Raw genomic sequence first — 18,182 nt, 5'->3', positions numbered from 1 at the left:
CTCGTCGATCAGTTGTCGAGTCGAGTGGTCGGCACGTCGACCCGGTGAATGGTCGGCTCGTCGACCGGTCGACCCTCGAGCACCGCTCAGAAGGGCGGCGGGTCGTCGTCCGCGTCGGCCGGCTCGTCTGCCGGCGGTGGCTCGGGGTCCGGTGGTGCTGGTCGCCGGAGGCCAGGTGGTCGGGTGGTCCTCGTGATGCCCGACGGGGTGGTGACGGTCAGCGTCCCGTCTGCGGCCATCTCGAAGCGCCAGCCGCGGGCGAAGGTCTTCACCCGGTGATGCGAGCGGCACAGGCAGCACAGGTTCGCGCAGTCGGTGAGCCCGCCCTCGACGTGGGGGAGGACGTGGTCGGCGTCGGCCCAGCCGACCCGCTGCCCGCAGGTGGGCATCCGGCAGGTGCGGTCGCGGGTGCGCACGAACGCCTGCTGAGCGGCTGAGGGGGTGTAGCCGTCCCGGCCCGCGGGCCGGTCGAGCACCGCGCACCCGCAGTCGCCGGCCTCGTCACCGCCGGGGTGGTCGGGGCAGCCGCGGGCGGCCAGCCGGCGCAGCCGATCGAGGGTGGCGGTGACCCGCAGCGTGCCGTTGTCCTCGGTGAGTGCGACCGTCACCGTGCCGCCGTCGGGGGCCTGCACGCCGAGGGCGTCGAGCTGGGCGAGGAGTGCCCGTAGGTGGGCGGCGGTGATCGGCAGCCCGTTCACCTCCCCGGCCTGGTCCGAGCGGCCGGCCAGCGACGCCAGCGACGCGATGATCTGCAGGTGCGCGGTCACCGGCGGGCGGCTGTCGTCCCACGGGCGCTGCAGCAGATCGGCGAACACCAGAGTGCGCAGGTGCCCGATCGGCCGCGGGTCACCGTCGGCCTTCACCATCCGGGCCAGTGCATCGACGGTCGCGTGGCAGGCCGCGGCCACATCGGCCGGTAGGTCGGCGGCCAGCGTGCTCATCCCGTCCGACGCCGAGGGGTACACCCGCACGTCCGAGCGCCGTTCGGCGGTCTTCCGCCGTTCGTCGATGGCCTCCGAGTCCGCCTCCAGCAGGAGTTCGAGGGCGCGCTTCTTCAGCTTGCCGACGGTCAGGCCGGCGGCCTCGGGCAGCACGGCGGCCTCGATGCGGCGGGCCAGGGCCGGGGCGGTGTGCTGCAGCACGTCGACCAGCGCCTTCGCACGGGCCTCGTCCAGCTCCCCGGCGGCCAGCGCCGCCCAGGTGGCGGGCAGCCGCTCGCGGTAGGTCCAGGCACGGGTGGCCAGGTGGTTGGCCGTACCCCGCCCGCAGTTGAGCACCACCGCCAGCTCGGCGGTGAAGAACTCCGACACCCCCGGCAGCTCGGTGTCCGGCGCCCACGACCCGCGCCGCCTGGCACCGGGCGTGCCGGGTGCGGGGTCGTCGTCGGAGGGGCGGGCCTCGGCCAGCCGCAGCACCAGCTCGGCTTCGTAGGCCGCCTCCATGGCCTTGCGGGCCTGCAGCCGCTGGAGCTCGGCGGCGGCCTGCTCGTCGGAGAGCAGGCTCACCGGCAGGCGGGCAAGGCGCACCGGCTGCTCGACGAGCCACCCGGCGAGCGCCCGCTCGACGGGTGACACGTACTCCGCGACCTGCTGCACGACCCCGAACCTACGGCCGGGGTATGACAGTTTCCGCAGGTCGGCGGGCAGGATCCACCCGCTGGCGGAGACCGGGCTGTCCCGGAGTGTGGGCGAGGCGTGGGTGCGCTGTGGGTGTCCCGTGCCGCGGGGCGCCGACAGGCTCGCTGCCATGACCGACACCCTCCCCACCCCCGTCCCGATGGCCGACGTCCGCGACATGTACGTCGTCCACCGCGCCTTCCGGCGCGAGTTCCGGCTGCTGCCGGAGCTGATCCGCGCCGTCGCGCCGGGCGACACCGACCGCGCCGCCGTCCTCGCCGCCCACGCCCGCCTCGTGCTGCAGGGGCTGCACCTCCACCACACGGGCGAGGACGACCTCCTCTGGCCCACGCTGCTCGAGCGCTGCCCGCCCGACGCCGCGGTCGTCCACCGCATGGAGGCCCAGCACGAGCAGGTCGAGCACCTCACCGAGCAGCTCGGCCCGGCCCTGGACCGCTGGGAGGTCGAGGCCCGGCCGGCCGTGGCCGAGGAGGTCGCCGGCACCCTCGACGCGCTGCGCGCCGTCCTGCTCGAGCACCTCGCGGAGGAGGAGCGCGAGATCCTCCCGCTGGCCGAGCGGCACGTGACGCAGGAGGAGTGGGCCCGGCTCGGCCAGCACGGCGAGGGCACCATGGCCACGAAGGACCTGCCGATCCTCTTCGGCGCGCTGCTCGAGGAGTGCAGTCCCGAGGAGCGGCAGATGATGCTGCACGTCGTCCCGTTCCCCGTCCGCGTGCTGCTGCGCACGGTCTTCGCCCGGCAGTACCGCCGCTACGTCAGCCGGGTGCGCGGGACCCGCTGACCGCCGGGCCGATCTGCCGGGCCAGGGCCGGGACGTCGCCGGGGCGCAGCAGCCGGCCGGCGTCCCAGGCCCGCCCGAACGCCTCCTCGCCCAGCGTGGCGCGCACCTCCGGCAGCACCAGCCGGGCCAGCTCGACGTCGGGCGGGAACGCCACCGCCACCGACGCCGCCTCCGCCGTCGCCGAGCCCGCCGCGAACAGCCGGGCGGCCAGCTCCGGCGACCCGCGCCGGGCGGCGACGACGGCGAGGCCCGGCAGCGTGTACGCCAGCGTCCAGGTGGTGCGGACCTCCGCGGCGAGGTCGGCGGCCTCGGTCCACCGGGCCAGCGCGGTGTCCTCGTCGCCGGCCAGCTGCGCGAGCGAGGCCTGCACGTTGAGCACCGTCGCCAGGGTGAACGGGCTGCCCAGCTCCCGCGCCAGCCGCTCGGCGACGGCGAGCTCGGCGGCTCCTGCGGCGTGGTCGCCGGACTGCAGCAGCAGCTGACCCCGGGCGGTCACCGCGTGCGCCCGAGCCCAGGCCTGCCCGGTCTCCTCCGCCAGCCGCAGCGCCTCGCCGAGGTCACCGGCGGCGGCCGGCAGGTCGCCGAGGAAGACGGCGGCCGAGCCGGTGAGCACCAGCGCCAGGGCTCGGAGGTCACCGGCGCCGGCGACGGCGGCCAGCCGGGCGGCGTCGTCGGCGGCGGCGCGGGTCCCCGGGATGTCTCCCGACGCGTAGCGCAGCGCGGCCAGGCCCAGCAGCAGCCGGGCGTCGTCGGCGGGGGCCAGCCCGTCCCGGGACACCCGCGCCACCCAGCCCAGCCCCTCGGCGGCGTTGCCGCGCACCGCCCAGTACAGCCAGGTCGCCTCGGTCAGCCGGGCGACGTCGGCCGCGCGCCCGCCGGCCACCAGCCGGCCCAGCGCGGCGGCGAGGTTGCCGTGGTCGCGCTCGAGCCGGTCGAGCCAGGACCCCTGCCCGGGACCGGTCAGCCCGCCCCGGGCGCCGTCGGCGAGGTCGAGCACCGCCGCGGTGGCCCGCTCGGCGACGGCGTCGGCCTCGCCGGAGGCGGCCAGCCGCGTCGCGGCGTACTGGCGCACCGGCTCCAGCAGCCGGTAGCGGGCGGCCGGTCCGTCCTCGACGACCACCAGCGACTGCTCGACCAGCCCGCCGAGCTGCGGGACGACGTCGGCGCCGCCGGCGACCGCCCGCGCGGCGTCGAGGTCGAACCCGCCGGCGAACACCGCCAGCCGGCGCAGCAGCGCCTGCTCGCCCGCGGTGAGCAGCTCGTGGCTCCAGTCCAGCGCCGCGCGCATCGTGCGCTGCCGCTCGGGCAGGTCCCGGGAGCGCCCGGCGCCGAGGGCGTCGTCGAGCCGGCCGAGCAGCGCCGACGGCGGCAGGTAGCGGGCGTGCGCCGCGGCGAGCTCGAGGGCCAGCGGCAGCCCGTCGAGGCGGCGGCAGATCGCCGCGACGTCGGCCGCGGCGTCGTCGAGGGCGACCGTGCGGCCGGCGGCGGCCGCCCGGTCGAGGAACAGCCGCGCGGCGGGCGAGGCGGCCACCGTCGCGGCATCGGGGCGCTCCGGCACCGGCAGCGGGCCCAGCGGCCGCTCGCGCTCGGCGCGCACCCGCAGCGCGGCACGGCTGGTGGCCAGGACGGCCAGCCCGCCGCAGCGGGCCAGCAGCGCGGCGACGTCGGGGGCGGCGTCGAGGACGTGCTCGACGTTGTCCAGCACGACCAGGTGCCGGCGCCCGCCCAGCCGCGCGGCGACGGCGTCGGCGACGTCGCCGGCCAGCTGCCGGCCGCCGAGCGCGCGGGCGAGCTCGGGCAGCACCAGCCGGGCCTCGCGCACCGGCGCGATCTCGACCAGCGTGACGCCGTCGGGGAAGTCCGGTGCCAGCGCCCGCGCCGCGGCCAGCGCGAGCGTCGTCTTGCCGACGCCGCCGGGGCCGGTGAGCGTCAGCAGCCGGGTCGCGCCCGACCGCAGCAGCCCGGCGACCTCGGCGAGCTCGGCGTCCCGGCCGACCAGCGGCGCGGCCGGCAGCGGCAGCACCGGGACCGGCGCGGGTGGCCCGTCGGTCGTGGCGCCGGGCCGGGCGGCCGCGGTCAGCGCCGCGCGGTCGGCGTCGTCGAGGCCCAGGGCGTCGGCCAGCGCGCGCAGGGTGTGCGGGTAGGGCCGGCGCCGCTCCCCGCGCTCCAGCGCGCTCACCGCCTTGGCGGTCAGCCCCGCCCGGGCGGCGAGTTCCTCCTGGCTGAGCGCCGCCCGCTCCCGCCACCGCCGCAGCAACCCGGCCAGGGAGCCGGTGCCGGGCGGGGAGGCGCTCATCGGCGGGGAGGGTAGCCCGGCGCGACCCCTCCGGGCCGGTGTCCCCGGCTCGCCACGGTCCGTGCCGTCGGCGACAGTGGTGCGGCCCCAGCACCCCACTCCTGGAAAGGCCCCTCGACGTGCCCCCCTCGGACGACGGCGACCCGCACCTCGCGGAGTTCGGCTACCGGCAGCACCTGGACCGCAGCATCGGGCGGTTCTCCAGCTTCGCGGCCGGCGTCAGCTACATCTCGATCCTCACCGGCACGTTCCAGCTGTTCTACTTCGGCTTCGGCGCCGGCGGGCCGGCCTACGTGTGGTCCTGGCCGCTGGTCTTCGCCGGCCAGCTGATGGTGGCGCTGTGCTTCGCCGAGCTCGCCGCCCGCTACCCGGTGGCCGGGTCGCTCTACAACTGGACCAAGCGGCTGGGCAGCGCGACGACGTCGTGGCTGGCCGGCTGGGTGATGCTCACCGCCTCGATCGTGACGCTGGCGGCGACGGCGCTGGCCTACCAGATCACGCTGCCGCAGCTGTGGTCGGGCTTCCAGGTGGTCGGCGACGGCACCGGCACCTACGACGTCGCCGTCAACGCCGTCCTGCTGGGCGGGCTGCTCATCACGTCCACCACGCTGGTCAACGCCTTCGGCGTGCGGCTGATGTCGCGGATCAACAGCGCCGGGGTGTTCATCGAGCTGGTCGCGGCGGTGCTGATCGTCGCCGTGCTGGCCCTGGCGGTCACCCGCGGGCCGCAGGACGTCCTGCTCGACACCGGCGGCCGCGGCGAGGGGCAGCCGCTGGGCTACCTCGGCTCCTTCCTCGTCGCCGCGCTCGCCTCGGGCTACGTCATGTACGGCTTCGACACCGCCAGCTCCCTCGGCGAGGAGACCAAGGAGCCCTCCCGCACCGCGCCGCGGGCGATCCTGCGGGCGATCACGGCGTCGTTCGTGCTGGGCGGGCTGATCCTGCTCTTCGGCCTGATGGCCGCCCCCTCGCTCACCGACCCTCAGCTGTCCTCGAGCAGCGGCGGCCTGCAGTACGTCCTGCTCTCGGTGGCCGGCACGGGGCTGGGCAAGGTGTTCCTCGTCTGCATCGTCGTCGCGGTCACCGTCTGCTGCCTGGCGGTGCACACCGCGGCCATCCGGATGACCTTCGCCATGGCCCGCGACAACGCCCTGCCGGCCGGCATGCGGCTGGCCCACGTCGACCCGCGGCGCCGCACGCCGGTCGTGCCCGCCGTCCTGGTCGGGGCGCTGGCGGTCGGCGTGCTGCTGCTCAACGTCCGGCAACCGCAGGTGTTCACCGCCCTGACCAGCATGGCCGTGGTGATGATCTACCTCGCCTACCTGCTGGTGACCGGCCCGATGCTGGTGGCGCGGCTGCGCGGCCGCTGGCCGGGCCCGGCGCAGCCCGGCCGGTTCTCCCTCGGCCGCTGGGGGCTGCCGGTCAACGTGCTCGCCGTCGCGTGGGGCACCGGCATGGCGGTGAACCTGGCCTGGCCGCGGCGCGAGATCTACAACGCCACCGGCCCGCAGCACTGGTACCTGCAGTGGGCCGCGCCGCTGTTCATCGGCGCGATCGTCGCCGTCGGGCTGGCCTGGTACCTGCTGCGCCAGCGCAAGCGGACCGGCGTGCTGCCCGAGCACGCCGCCGTCATCGACCCGACCCCGCCGCCCACGCCCGCGTGAGCCGCAGCGCCCCCCGGGCCACCCCGCCCAGCAGTCGCGCGCGCTGGGCGGGGGACAGCGCGGCGAACACCCGCGCCATCGCCGCCGCCACGGCCGGCGACGGCGACCCGACGTCGAGGTAGGCACTCCACGCCCGCTCGGGCAGCGTGAAGAACGCGGCGAAGAACGCGTCGGTGGCGGCGGCGTCCAGGGGCAGCAGCACCTCGCGGCCCAGCGCCAGCAGCGCCGCGCTCGTCCGGGGCCGCGCGGCGCGCACGACCGCGTGCGGGTCGCGGCCCGCCGCCAGCGCCGCGGCCACCTGCGGCCCCAGCCGCAGCGACGAGGCCACGCTGTAGCCGGTGGCCGGGTGCACCAGCCCGGCGGCGGCGCCCAGGCGGGTGGCCGTCCCGGCGCCGCGCGGCGCGCCGTCGAGGGGGATGGCCACCCGCTCGGCCGCCCCGGCCGGGCGCAGGCCGCGCGCGGCGAGCAGGGCGGCCAGCCGGTCGCGCAGGCCGGGCAGCGGCAGTGGCGGCCGGGCGGCCAGCGAGGTGGCCTCCAGCAGCACCGTGCCGTCGTCGAGGGGCAGGCCGTAGAGGAAGGCCGGCTGTGCGCCGGGGGCGGCCAGCGCCGTCCAGTCCATGAGCAGCGCGCCCCCGGGCGGCACCAGGTCGGGGACGGGGCCGGCGACCACCTCGCCCCAGGCCCGCTGCTGCGCCGTCCCCGGGCCGCTGCCGCGGGCGTCGAGGACCACCCGCGCGGTCAGGCCCGCCCCGCCGGCGAGGACGGCGGTCCGCCCGGCGACCGCCGTCACCCGGTCGGGGACCACCGTCCCGCCGGACGCGCGGAACCGCTCCAGCAGCGCGGCGTGCACGACGTCGTTGCGCAGCCGCGCGTAGCCGCGCGCCAGCCGCCGCTCGCCCCCGGCCGCGGTGCGCACGACGGTGGGGGAGTACCGAGCCGCGGCGGCGGCCGGGTCCAGGCCGAGCGGGCCGGCGGCGGCGTCGAACTCGTCGGCCCACAGGCAGTAGGTGGCCGGCCAGACGCGCAGCGACGGCGCGACCAGCGCCGTCCGCAGGCCCGCCGCGGCGCAGCTCGCCGCGGCGGACAGGCCGGCGGGACCCGCGCCCGCCACCAGGACGTCGAGGCTCACGCCGGGTCGCCGTCGACGTACACCCAGCGGCCGTCGACCCGGCGGAACCGGCTGCGCTCGGCCTGCACGTGCTGCTCACCGCCGGCGCGGGCGTGCGCGCGGAAGGTCACGGTGCCCTCGGCGTCGAACAGCCCGCCGCCGGTCGTCCCCAGCACCTCCAGCTCGGTCCAGCGCACGTCCGGGTCCAGCTCGAGCGTGTGCGGCCGGGTGGCCGGGTCCCACGTGGCCAGCAGGTACGCCGGGTCGCCGACGGCGAAGGCGCTGTAGCGCGAGCGCATGAGCTGCTCGGCGGTCGCCGCGGCCGCCGTCCCGTCGTGGAGGCGGCCGCAGCACTCCGCGTAGGTGAGTCCGGATCCGCAGGGGCAGCGACGGGGAGGCACCCCGTCAGTCTTCAGCGATCCAGACGGCGGTGTCGGGCGGGAGCGCCACGGAGCGGGCCGAGGTGTGCACGCCGGGGCCGGACTCGAGCAGCACCTGCCCGCGCGAGCGGACCAGCGCGGTGCCGGTGCCCATGTTGACCACGCAGCGCACCGTGCGGCCGCCGCCGGTGCAGCGCACGGTCAGCACGTCGCCGCGGGTGCTCACCGTCGCCTCGCCGGTGCCCAGCGCGGGGTGCTCGGCGCGGACGGAGAGCGCTTGGCGGTAGAGGTGCAGCACCGAGTCGGAGTCGCGGGTCTGCCGGGAGACGGCGTGCCGCTTCCACTCCGCGGGCACCGGCAGCCACGGCTTGGCCGAGCGGTCGCGGGAGAAGCCGACGCCGGCGGTGGCGTTCCACGGCATGGGCACGCGGCAGCCGTCGCGGCCGGCCCGTGCGCCGTTGCTGCGCAGGAAGATCGGGTCCCGCTTGGCCTCGTCGGGCACGTGGGCCTGCGGCAGGCCGAGCTCGTCGCCGGCGTAGACGTAGGCCGAGCCGGGCAGGGCCAGCAGCAGCAGCGCGGCGGCGCGGGCGCGGGCCAGGCCGGTCTCCCCGCCGCCGAAGCGGGTGACCATGCGGTCCTTGTCGTGGTTGCCCAGCACCCACGACACCGGGGCGCCCACCCGGCCGAAGGCGTCGAGCGCGCTGCCGATGGCCTCGGCGAAGGCGGGGGTCTCCCACCGCGACTTGAGCAGCCGGAACGACAGCGACTGGTGCATCTCGTCCGGCCGCGAGTACAGCGCGACCTGCTCGAGGTCGGCCAGGCAGACCTCGCCCACCAGCATGGTGTCCGGGTACTTGTCGCAGATCGCCCGCCAGCGGCGCCACACGTCGTGCACCTCGGGCTGGTTCCAGGTCATCGCCTGCTCGGGACCGTGGCCGAACAGGGTGGGGGAGTACTCGCCGGGGTTGTCCCGCAGGCCGGCGTCCTTGTAGAGGCCGTAGGCGACGTCGACCCGGAAGCCGCTCACCCCGCGGTCGAGCCAGAAGCGCAGCGTCCGCTCGAAGTCCTCGGCGACGACGGGGTCGCGCCAGTTGAGGTCGGGCTGCTCGGGGGCGAACAGGTGCAGGTACCAGCGGCCGTCCGGGGTGCGCGACCACGCCGGGCCGCCGAACAGCGACCGCCAGTTGTTCGGCGGCTCCTCCGACGGCGGCGCGAAGTGGTACCGCGAGGCCTCGGGGGCGTCGGGGTCGGCCAGCGCCGCCCGGAACCAGGGGTGCCGGTCGGAGGTGTGGTTGGGGACGACGTCGAGCACCACGCGCAGGCCGAGCCGGCGGGCGTCCTCGACCAGCGCCTCCACGTCGGACACGTCGCCGTACTCGGGGTCCACGGCCCGGTAGTCGACGACGTCGTAGCCGCCGTCGGCGCCGCCGGAGGGGTAGTGCGGGTTGATCCAGAGCGCGTCCACGCCGAGCCACGACAGGTACGGCAGCCGCGCCCGCAGCCCCGCCAGGTCACCGATGCCGTCGCCGTTGCCGTCGGCGAACGAGCGCAGGTAGACCTGGTAGACGACGGCCGAACGCCACCACGGGGAGTCGGCCTGCTGCTCCTGCGCGGGAGCCGGCCGGGACCACGGCTGCTGGCCGGCGGCGGTGCCGGCAGCGACGAGTCGAGCGGACATGCGCCCAGGATCGGCACTCTCCGGTGTGGTGAGGTGCCCCCCTGACGCCAAAGAGTGGTGTCGTCCTCGTCACGTTCTGCCGAACGTGCAGGTCCGAAGCACCCGATGGTGTCGTCGCGCACACCCGGATGGGCGAGTGGCATGGCGACGTTGCACCAGCCGTCCCACGAGTCACGAGCCGCCGCAGCGCCGGCGGCAGGGAGTACGACCGCCATGAGCAGCTCGATGGCCGACCGCGCCGTCTGTCACCGTCACCCCCGGCACGTCTGGATCGCCAGCTGCCCCGACTGCACCTCCTGGCACCTCGCCGGCCTCCGCGCCCGCCGCGGGGAGGACGCGGCGGCGGGCAGCCCCGTGCGCGCCGCCTGAGTCCTCCTGCCCCGACGCCCCTCCGGTCCCCGCGGCCGGAGGGGCGTCGTCGTCCCCGCCGCGCCGGGCGGCCCGGACCGCCCGGCTGGTTCACTGGTCGTTGAACGCTCGACCACCCGTTCCGACTGCAGGAGGACCGCCGTGCACCTGGGCATCGACAGCTTCGTGGCGGCGGTGACCGACCCGGCCACCGGCCGCGCCATCGGGCCGGAGGAGCGGATGGCCGACCTGCTGGAGGAGATCGAGACCGCCGACCGGGTGGGGCTGCACTCCTTCGGCATCGGTGAGCACCACCGTCCCGAGTACTACGACTCCGCTCCGCCGGTCATCCTCGCCGCCGCGGCCGCCCGCACCTCGCGGATCCGGCTGAACAGCGCGGTCACGGTCCTCTCGGCCGCCGACCCGGTCCGGGTGTTCCAGCAGTTCGCCACCCTGGACCTGATCAGCCGGGGCCGCATCGACCTCGTCGTGGGGCGCGGTTCCTTCACCGAGGCGTTCCCGCTGTTCGGCCTGTCGCTGGCCGACTACGACGAGCTCTTCGACGAGAAGCTCGACCTGCTGCTGCGCATCCGGGCCTCGGAGCGGGTGACCTGGTCGGGCCGGCACCGCCCGGCGCTCACCGGGCAGGGCGTCTACCCGCGGCCGCTGCAGGACCCGCTGCCGGTCTGGATCGGCGTGGGCGGCACCCCGACGTCCTTCGTCCGCGCCGGGCTGCTCGGCCTGCCGCTGATGGTCGCGATCATCGGCGGCCAGCCCCGGCAGTTCGCGCCCCTGGTCGACCTCTACCGCCAGGCCGGGGAGCAGGCCGGGCACCCGCCGGAGCGGCTGCGGGTGGGCCTGCACGTGTTCGGCTTCGTCGCCGAGACCACGCAGGCCGCGGCCGACACGATCTACCCCGGCTGGCACGAGATGTTCACCAAGGTCTCCCGGGAGCGCGGCTTCCCGCCGCCCAGCCGCGCGCAGTTCGACGCCACCAGCGGCCCGGACGGCGCCTTCTTCACCGGCGACCCCGACACCGTGGCCGAGAAGCTGGTGCGCATCTCCGGGCAGCTCGGCGGCGTCGACCGGGTGTCGATCCAGATGACCAACCCGCGGCTGGCGCACGCCGACCTGCTGCGCGGCATCGAGCTGCTGGGCACCGAGGTGGCGCCGCGGGTGGCCGGCGCCTGACCGGTCGGCCCGTCCGCGCCGCCGAGTGCGCAGGCCGCCGAGTGCGCAGGCCGCCGAGTGCGCAGGCCGCCGAGTGCGCAGTCCGTGCCGCCCGGCGCGGCGTGGCGGCGCGTGTCGCCGACCGCGACTGCCCACCCGGCAGCCCCGGGGGACGCCGGGGCCCGACCGGGCCGCTCAGGGCTCGCCGCGGAAGGGCGGGGCGTCGTCGGCCACCACCGCGCCCCGCTCGCCGCGCGGCCGCTCGGGCCCGACGGTCGAGTCGCGCTCGGTCTGCCGCTCGGCCTCGGCGTTCACCGTCGCGCCCAGGACGACCAGGAACACGGTGAGCCACAACCACACCATGCTGATCGCGACGCCGGCCAGGGAGCCGTAGGTGGCCGTGTAGTCCCCGAGGCTCTGCACGTAGGCGAACAGGCCGGCCGACGTCGCCAGCCACAGGACCGTGGTGAGCACCGCGCCGCCGCTGATCCAGCGCCAGCGGGCCTGCCGCCGGTCGGGCCCGACCCGGTAGAGGACGGCGAGCACGAGGACCACGAGCGCGGCCAGGGCGGCCCAGGTCAGCACCGGCTCGAGGGCGCGGACCGGGCCCGGTGCCGCGGCCACCGCCGACGACAGGAGGGCAGCGCCGGCGATCACCCCGCCCAGCAGCGCCGCCCCGCCGAGCACGACGGCCAGGCCGAGCCCGCTGCGCCGGAGGAAGCCGCGGGTCTCCCTCTCGTCGTAGGCCAGGGTGAGCGCGTCGACGAGGTAGGTGGCGGCGGTCGTCGCCGTCCACAGCGCCGCCACCAGCCCGCTGATGCCGCGCCAGGTGAGCACCTGACCCGACGCGGTGGTGATGCTGGTGAGCTGGTCGGCGACGAGGGGTTCGAGGTCGTCGGGCAGCACCGCGGCCATGTCCGACAGCTGGTCGAGGGCCTGCTCCGGGGTGTTGACCGCGCCGTAGATCGACAGCGCCGTCACCAGCACCGGGGCGATCGACAGCAGGGCGAAGAAGGCGACCGCCGAGACCTGCACCATCAGCCGCTCGCCGAACGCCTGCCGGGCGGCCCGGCCGAGGACGTGCCCCCACTCCCGGAGCGGGATGTGGTGCGGGGAGCGGGCGTCGACGCCCGCGCGCTGCGCCGGGGCCCCGTCGCTCGCGTCAGCCATGCCCGGGAGTCTGCCCACTCCCGCCACCCGGCACGCCGTCCCCCGACACACCGCCCGGGGATCCCCCGAGCCGCAGGACCAGGGACGGGTCCGGGCGTCTCCGGATACCCCGCGGACCCGGCGGCCGGGAGGCTCTGTGCCATGACATCGATCCCCACCACCCCCCGTCCCCAGCTGCGGCGCACCCGCTCCGGCGCGATGCTCGGCGGCGTCAGCACCGGCCTGGCCGACTACACCGGCGTCGACGCGGTGATCTGGCGGGCCGCCTTCGTGGCCCTCACCCTCGCCGGCGGCGTCGGCCTGGTGCTCTACGCGGTGCTGTGGGTGCTCGCCCCGGCCGAGCCCCTGGCCCCCGGCGAGCAGCCCCGCCCGGTGGACCGCTGGGTCGACCGGCTCGCCGGCCGGGACGACGTGGCCTGAGACGCGGCCCGGGACGCGCCGTTCAGCTGCCCGGCGGCACCAGCCGGGCCAGCTGGACCCGGGACCGCAGCCCGCGCTTGCGGTAGACGCTGGTCAGGTGGTGCTCCACGGTCTTCGGGCTGAGGAACAGCTCCGCGGCGATCTCCCGGTTGGACGCACCCTCCGCCGCCAGGACGGCGATCCGGGTCTCCTGCGGGGTGAGCGGCTCCTCCGGCAGCGGGCGCCGCGGCCGCGCGGTGCGGCCGGTGGCCGCGAGCTCGTCCTCGGCCCGCCGGGCCCAGTGCACGAGGTCCATCGCGGCGAAGGCGTCCGCGGCCGCGGCCAGCTCCTCCCGGGCGCGCGTGCGCCGCCCCGCCCGGCGCAGCCGCTCGCCGAACAGCAGCCGGGTGTGCGGGGTCTCGAAGGCGTCCGGCGCCAGGGCGTGCGCGGCCAGCGCGCGCTCGAACAGCGCCGCGGCCTCGTCGTCGTCGGGGCAGGCCAGGGCCCGGCAGCGGGCGACGAGCGCCGCGGTCGGCGGCAGCGGGGACCGCGACACCCGCTCGTACTCGGCGGCCAGCGCGGCGGCCTCGGCCCGCCGGCCCAGCCCGGCCCAGGCCTCGACCAGCAGCGGGGCCACCCCGAGCGGCTCGCCGAGCGGGCCGGCCCCGCCGTCGGCGGCCAGCCGGGCCTCCAGCAGCCGGGCGGCCGTCGCCAGGTCCCCGCGGCACAGGGCGCAGAAGGCCTCCTGGACCGGCAGGTGGGCCGCCACGGCCGCGGTCCCGGCCCGGGTGACCAGCTCGCGGGCGCGCTCCAGGTGCGCGGCCGCCTCCTCGTGCCGGCCGCGGGCGGCGGCCTCCCACGCCAGCAGCTCCAGGGCCGGGGCGGCGTCGGCGACGTAGCCCAGCTGCCCGGCGAGCTCCACGGCCTCCCCGGCGTCGGCGTAGGCGCCCGCGTGGTCGCCCAGCATCTCGGCCCGGCCGTGGGCGGTCATCGCCAGCACGCTCACCAGCACCCCGAGGGCGCCGAGGGCCCGGGCCTCCCGGATGCGCCGCTCCACGACGGGGACGGCGGCCAGCGGGTCGGCCAGCCAGCCCACCGCGAGGACGAGCAGCGGCAGCAGCCGGGGCTCGGCGCGCAGCTCCGGATCGGCCTCCATGCCCTCCAGGGCCTCCCGCAGCCGCGGCCGGCCGCGGTCGGGGTCGCCGGCGTGCAGCGCGGCGACCCCGGTGACCCACGCCGCGAGCACCTGCTGCAGGGAGTCGCGGGGGTCGGCCGCGGCGATCCGCCGCGCCGTCGCCTGCATCCCGGTCACGTCGCCGAGGCGGTGCTGGACGACGGCGAGGTCGGTGAGCACCCAGGCCGCCGTGCGGCCCGTCGCGAGCTCGCCCGCGGCCTGCAGCAGGTCGCGGGCGGCGGGCACCGATCCAGAGTCCTGCTCGACGCGGCCGAGCACGTGCAGCACCCCGGCGCGGGCCGCGGCCGGGGCGGGGGCGCGCAGCACCTCGCCGGCCAGCGCGCGGGCGCGGGCGGTGTCCCCGCCCACGGCGGCGTCCCGGACGGCGGCGGCCAGCAGCTCCGCCGCCCGGCCGGCGTCGGCGGTCAGGGCGGCGGCCCGCTCCAGCGCGGCCGAGGAGGCGGCGTACCCGCGCCGGGCGCGGGCCCGGCCGGCCACCTCCGCCAGCTGCCCGGCCAGCGCCTCGTCCGGGCCGGTGGTGGCCAGCGCCCGGTGCCAGGTGCCGACGACGTCGTCGCCGCTGCGGGCGGTCTCGGCCAGCAGCCGGTGGGCCCGGCGGCGGTCGGCGGGGGAGGCGCGGCGCCACACGAGGGTGCGCAGCAGCGGGTGCCGGAAGTCCAGGGCGTCGCCGGCGCGGACGACGACGCCGCGCTCCTCGGCGTCGTCCAGGGCGGCCTCGGCGTCGACGCCGGCCCGGCCGAGGGCGGCGGCCACGGCACCGGCCCGGCCGTCGTAGGCGGCGGCGAGCAGCAGCACCGCCTGCTGCGCACCGGGGGACAGCGCGGCGACCTCCGGCTCGAGCGCGCCGGCCAGCGCCGGGCCGGCGGGCAGCAGCGCCGGGAGGGGCTCGGTGCCCGCCCGCTGGGCCGGGGTCAGCGCGGCGGCGACCTCCAGCAGGGCGAGCGGGTTGCCGCCGAGGCGGTCGGCCAGCCGGCCGGCCACGGGCTCCGCGACCGTGCCGGCCAGCAGCGCGCGGGCCGCCCCGGGGTCGAGGCCGGTGAGGCGCGCGGTGTCGGCGCCGGCCGCGAGGTCCGTGCCCGGGCGGCAGGCGACGACGACGGCCACGCGCTCCCCGTGCAGCCGGCGCGCGGCGAAGAGCACCGCGCCGGCCGACTCGCGGTCGGCCCACTGCAGGTCGTCGACGACCACCAGCAGCGGGCCGGTCCCCGCCGCGGCGGCCAGCAGCGACAGCGTCCCCGCCGCCACCAGGTGCCGGTCGCCCGGGACGTCGGCCGGACCCCAGCCCAGCGCCGCCGCCAGGGCCGCGGCCTGACCGGGCGGCACCTCGCCGAGCAGGGCGCGCAGCGGCGCGAGCAGCTCGCCCAGGACCGCGTGCGGCAGCGCCGCGTCGGACTCGATGCCGCGCGCGACGAGCCGGGTGGACCTCCCGGCCCGGGCGGCGGCAGCCCGCAGCAGCGCCGTCTTGCCGACGCCGGCCTCGCCCTCGACGACCAGCAGCCCGGGGCGGCCGGCGCGGGCGCCGTCGAGGAGCCGCCCGATCCGGTCGAGCTCGGCCGCGCGGCCGACCAGGTCGGGGGTTTCCCCCGACGCGACGGGGTGCCCGCCGGCCACACGCTCGTCCGGCAGGAGCCCCTCGGGAGGACGCCATGACCACGACACCGGCCCGGAGCCTAACGCCGCTGGGGGTGCAGCTGAGGTGGTTCGCCTTCTGGCTCGGCGCCCCGCTGGACCCGCGGCTGCTGCCGCGGCGGTGGTCCCGGTGAGGGCCCCGGTGAGGGCTCCGGTGACCGCCCCGGCGGTCGACCACCTGACCCTCACGGTCACCGACCTCGACCGCAGCCAGCGGTTCTACTGCGCGGTCCTCGACCTGGTCCGGCTCGCCGACTTCGGCGACGTCCGCGTCCTGGTGCACCCGGCGAGCGGCTTCACGCTCTCGCTGGCCCGGCACGGCGACGGGGGCGGGCGCTTCGACGAGACCCGTCCGGGCCTGGACCACCTCGGCCTCGTCGCCGCCTCGCGGGAGGAGCTGGCCGCCCGCGAGGCGCAGCTGGCGGCGATGGGGGCGACGTACACGCCGGTCCGGGAGATGGCCTTCGGCTGGCACCTCAACCTCCGCGACCCCGACGGCATCGCGCTGGAGTTCACCGTCCCCAACGCGCGGCTCACCGAGGCCTACGCCGAGCTGCGCGACACCGCCCTGACCCCGGAGCAGATCGAGGAGCGCGCGCGGGAGGTGCTGGCCGAGGCCGGCGTCAGCCCCTGAGGTGCTCAGCCCCCGAGGTGGGTGGCGAACCAGGCCTCCGTGCGGGCCCAGGTGTCGGCGGCCGCGGCCGGGTCGGGCCGGATGCGCAGCACGTTGCGCAGCAGCGGGCGCAGCGGCCGGGGGCCGACCGGGGCGTCGTGCAGGAACCCGTGGCCGACGCCGGGGTACTCGCGGACGTCGTGCGGGACGCCGAGCCTGCCCAGCACCGCCGTCAGCTCGGCGGCCGTGCCGCGCAGCCCCGGGTCGGCGCCGCCGTAGGCCGCGACGACGGGGCAGGCGCCGAGCAGAGCGGTGTGCGGGTCCTCCGGCAGCCGGGCGTAGAAGGCGGCGGCCGCGTCGAAGCCGCGGGCGGCCACGTGCAGGGCCAGGCCGCCGCCGACGCTGGACCCCAGCACGCCGAGCCGGCCGGTGCAGCCGGGCAGCGCGGCCAGGTGCGCGCGGGCGGCCTCGAGGTCGGCGAAGGGGCGGCCCTCGCCAGCGGCCACCGCCTGGAACGTCCGCACCAGGCTGCGGCGGGCGCCGCCGTCGCTGAACAGGTCGGGCATCAGCGCCAGGTAGCCGGCGTCGGCGAGCCGCTGCACCTGCCGGCGCATGACGCCGTCCACGCCGAAGGCCTCGTGCAGGAGCACCACCCCGGGCCACGGGCCCGAGCCCCCGGGGACGCCGAAGACGCCGCGCAGCCGGGGGGAGCCGCCCGGCTGCGCGGGGATCTCCACGTCGCTGAGCGCGGCACGCTGCAGACCGGTCATGCGCCGATGCTGGCAGAGCGGCGCGCCGCCGCGCACCGGCTGCGCGCACGGAGGGGTTGGATCCGGCCGCGCCGTGTGAGGGGATGCCGGTACGCGCCCGACGGCGGGCGCCGGACCGGAGGTGCGCGGATGACACGGGCGATCGTCGTCGGCGGCGGGGTCGCCGGGCCGGTGGCGGCCATGGCGCTGCAGCGGGCGGGGATCGAGGCGACGGTCCACGAGGCCCACCCGGCGCCGGCCGGCGACGTCGGCGCGTGGCTCGGCGTCCAGGTCAACGGGCTCGACGCGCTGCGGGCGGTCGGCGCCGACGACGTCGTCCGCGACGCCGGCTTCCCGACCCCCGTCATCGAGTTCCGCAACGCCGCGGGCCGCGTCCTCGGCTCGGTGCCGACCAGCGGGCCCGGGCAGCCGCCCGGCGTCTCGCTGCGGCGCTCGGACCTCTACCGGGCCCTGCACGCCGAGGCGCTGCGCCGCGGGATCGAGGTCCGCTACGGCTCCCGGCTCACCGGTGTGCACGACACCGGCGCGGGCGTCACCGCGGAGTTCGCCGACGGCCGCACCGAGACCGCCGACCTGCTCGTCGGCGCCGACGGCGTCCGCTCGACGGTGCGGACCGTCGTCGACCCCGGTTGCCCGCCGCCCCGCTTCGTCCCGGTGCTCAACACCGCCGGCTACTCCACGCACACCCCGGACGACGCCGAGGTGGGCCGGCTGACCATGGTCTTCGGCCGGCGAGGCTTCGCCGGCTACCTGGCCGCGCCGACCGGTGGCACCTGGTGGTTCGCCAACCCGCCGCTGACGCGCGAGCCCGCGCCCGAGGAGGTGGCCGGCACCTCCGACCTGCAGTGGCGGGCCCGGCTCTACGACCTGCACCGGCACGACCGGTCCCCGGTGGTGGCGCTGGTGGAGGCCACCCCCGGGCCGCTGCGCGGCTGGACGACCTACGACGTCCCCCGCGTGGGCCGCTGGCACCGCGGGCGCACGGTGCTCGTCGGGGACGCCGCGCACGCCACCTCCCCGGCCGCCGGTCAGGGCTCGTCGCTGGCCGTGGAGGACGCCGTCGTCCTGGCCCGCTGCCTGCGCGACCTGCCGGTCGGTGAGGCGCTGCGGGCGTTCGAGGACCTGCGGCGGGCCCGCGCCGAGCGGGTCGTCGCGCAGGGCTTCGCCACCAGCAGCGCCAAGTCGCCGCCGGCCGTGGGCCGCCTCGTGCGCGACCTGGTGATGCCGCTGGTGCTGCGCCACCGCGACCCGACGGCGTGGATGCGCGCGCACGCCGTCGACTGGGACGCCCCCGCCGTACCGGTGCCCGCCTGACGCGGGCGCGGGCGGCCAGGGCCCCAGTGA

Annotated in this window: 15 protein-coding genes; 7 read left to right on the top strand and 8 right to left on the bottom strand. The window is 77.8% G+C overall.

All coding sequences use genetic code 11. The features are described from left to right. Positions 1-86: 86 nt before the first annotated feature. Positions 87-1,595, bottom strand: a complete 1,509-nt coding sequence (locus ACI8AD_RS01405) for a DUF222 domain-containing protein (protein WP_456868770.1) — start codon at positions 1,593-1,595, stop codon at positions 87-89. Positions 1,596-1,746: 151 nt separating this feature from the next. On the opposite strand from ACI8AD_RS01405, the gene ACI8AD_RS01400 reads away from it, so the two are divergent. Then, complete coding sequence (locus ACI8AD_RS01400; RefSeq protein WP_456868769.1) at positions 1,747-2,418, top strand: hemerythrin domain-containing protein; 672 nt, start codon at positions 1,747-1,749, stop codon at positions 2,416-2,418. Here ACI8AD_RS01400 and ACI8AD_RS01395 read toward each other — a convergent pair. Beyond that, a complete protein-coding gene (locus ACI8AD_RS01395) occupies positions 2,393-4,714 on the bottom strand; it encodes an ATP-binding protein (RefSeq protein WP_456868768.1) in 2,322 nt (773 codons plus the stop codon). The two genes, ACI8AD_RS01400 and ACI8AD_RS01395, sit on opposite strands and share 26 nt — an antisense overlap. Before the next feature lie 119 nt (positions 4,715-4,833). Between ACI8AD_RS01395 and ACI8AD_RS01390 the strand changes: the two genes are divergently transcribed. Next, entirely contained in the window at positions 4,834-6,378 is a 1,545-nt protein-coding gene (locus ACI8AD_RS01390; RefSeq protein WP_456868767.1) for an APC family permease, read from the top strand. Here the strand turns inward: ACI8AD_RS01390 and ACI8AD_RS01385 are convergent. The 3 genes from ACI8AD_RS01385 to ACI8AD_RS01375 are packed head-to-tail and all read right to left on the bottom strand — an operon-like array spanning position 6,344 to position 9,544. After that, on the bottom strand, positions 6,344-7,507 hold the full coding sequence (locus ACI8AD_RS01385) for a lycopene cyclase family protein (protein WP_456868766.1): 1,164 nt from the start codon (positions 7,505-7,507) through the stop codon (positions 6,344-6,346). The genes ACI8AD_RS01390 and ACI8AD_RS01385 overlap by 35 nt on opposite strands. Beyond that, the gene (locus ACI8AD_RS01380) at positions 7,504-7,887 is read right to left on the bottom strand and encodes a YchJ family protein (RefSeq protein ID WP_456868765.1); all 384 of its coding nucleotides are present in this window, start codon (positions 7,885-7,887) and stop codon (positions 7,504-7,506) included. Before ACI8AD_RS01380 ends, ACI8AD_RS01385 begins: the two co-directional genes overlap by 4 nt. A 4-nt stretch (positions 7,888-7,891) precedes the next feature. Next, positions 7,892-9,544, bottom strand: a complete 1,653-nt coding sequence (locus ACI8AD_RS01375; protein WP_456868764.1) for a glycoside hydrolase family 13 protein — start codon at positions 9,542-9,544, stop codon at positions 7,892-7,894. Positions 9,545-9,757: 213 nt separating this feature from the next. On the opposite strand from ACI8AD_RS01375, the gene ACI8AD_RS01370 reads away from it, so the two are divergent. Both ACI8AD_RS01370 and ACI8AD_RS01365 read left to right on the top strand, forming a co-directional pair. After that, the gene (locus tag ACI8AD_RS01370) at positions 9,758-9,913 is read left to right on the top strand and encodes a hypothetical protein (protein ID WP_176449906.1); all 156 of its coding nucleotides are present in this window, start codon (positions 9,758-9,760) and stop codon (positions 9,911-9,913) included. A gap of 141 nt (positions 9,914-10,054) precedes the next feature. Further along, a complete protein-coding gene (locus tag ACI8AD_RS01365; RefSeq protein ID WP_456868763.1) occupies positions 10,055-11,083 on the top strand; it encodes an LLM class flavin-dependent oxidoreductase in 1,029 nt (342 codons plus the stop codon). Between the two features lie 174 nt (positions 11,084-11,257). On the opposite strand, the gene ACI8AD_RS01360 is transcribed toward ACI8AD_RS01365, so the two are convergent. Further along, a complete protein-coding gene (locus tag ACI8AD_RS01360) occupies positions 11,258-12,232 on the bottom strand; it encodes a YihY/virulence factor BrkB family protein (protein ID WP_456868762.1) in 975 nt (324 codons plus the stop codon). Positions 12,233-12,373: 141 nt separating this feature from the next. Here ACI8AD_RS01360 and ACI8AD_RS01355 point away from each other — a divergent pair, with 141 nt between their 5' ends. Next, positions 12,374-12,652, top strand: a complete 279-nt coding sequence (locus ACI8AD_RS01355) for a PspC domain-containing protein (protein WP_456868761.1) — start codon at positions 12,374-12,376, stop codon at positions 12,650-12,652. A gap of 22 nt (positions 12,653-12,674) precedes the next feature. On the opposite strand, the gene ACI8AD_RS01350 is transcribed toward ACI8AD_RS01355, so the two are convergent. Continuing rightward, positions 12,675-15,437 carry an AAA family ATPase gene (locus ACI8AD_RS01350; protein WP_456868760.1) on the bottom strand — a complete coding sequence of 921 codons (2,763 nt, stop codon included), beginning with the start codon at positions 15,435-15,437 and terminating at the stop codon, positions 12,675-12,677. 172 nt (positions 15,438-15,609) lie between these two features. Between ACI8AD_RS01350 and ACI8AD_RS01345 the strand changes: the two genes are divergently transcribed. Continuing rightward, positions 15,610-16,089 carry a VOC family protein gene (locus ACI8AD_RS01345; RefSeq protein ID WP_456868759.1) on the top strand — a complete coding sequence of 160 codons (480 nt, stop codon included), beginning with the start codon at positions 15,610-15,612 and terminating at the stop codon, positions 16,087-16,089. A 5-nt stretch (positions 16,090-16,094) separates the two neighbouring features. On the opposite strand, the gene ACI8AD_RS01340 is transcribed toward ACI8AD_RS01345, so the two are convergent. Further along, positions 16,095-16,838 carry a dienelactone hydrolase family protein gene (locus tag ACI8AD_RS01340; protein ID WP_456868758.1) on the bottom strand — a complete coding sequence of 248 codons (744 nt, stop codon included), beginning with the start codon at positions 16,836-16,838 and terminating at the stop codon, positions 16,095-16,097. Positions 16,839-16,967: 129 nt separating this feature from the next. Between ACI8AD_RS01340 and ACI8AD_RS01335 the strand changes: the two genes are divergently transcribed. Continuing rightward, positions 16,968-18,152: an FAD-dependent oxidoreductase gene (locus tag ACI8AD_RS01335; protein WP_456868757.1), complete on the top strand. Its 1,185-nt coding sequence runs from the start codon at positions 16,968-16,970 to the stop codon at positions 18,150-18,152. Positions 18,153-18,182 lie beyond the last annotated feature (30 nt).

It is taken from the genome of Geodermatophilus sp. SYSU D00766, assembly GCF_054049915.1.
The sequence above is the reverse complement of the archived record's forward strand: the minus strand, read 5'-3'. Positions and strand labels throughout refer to the sequence as shown.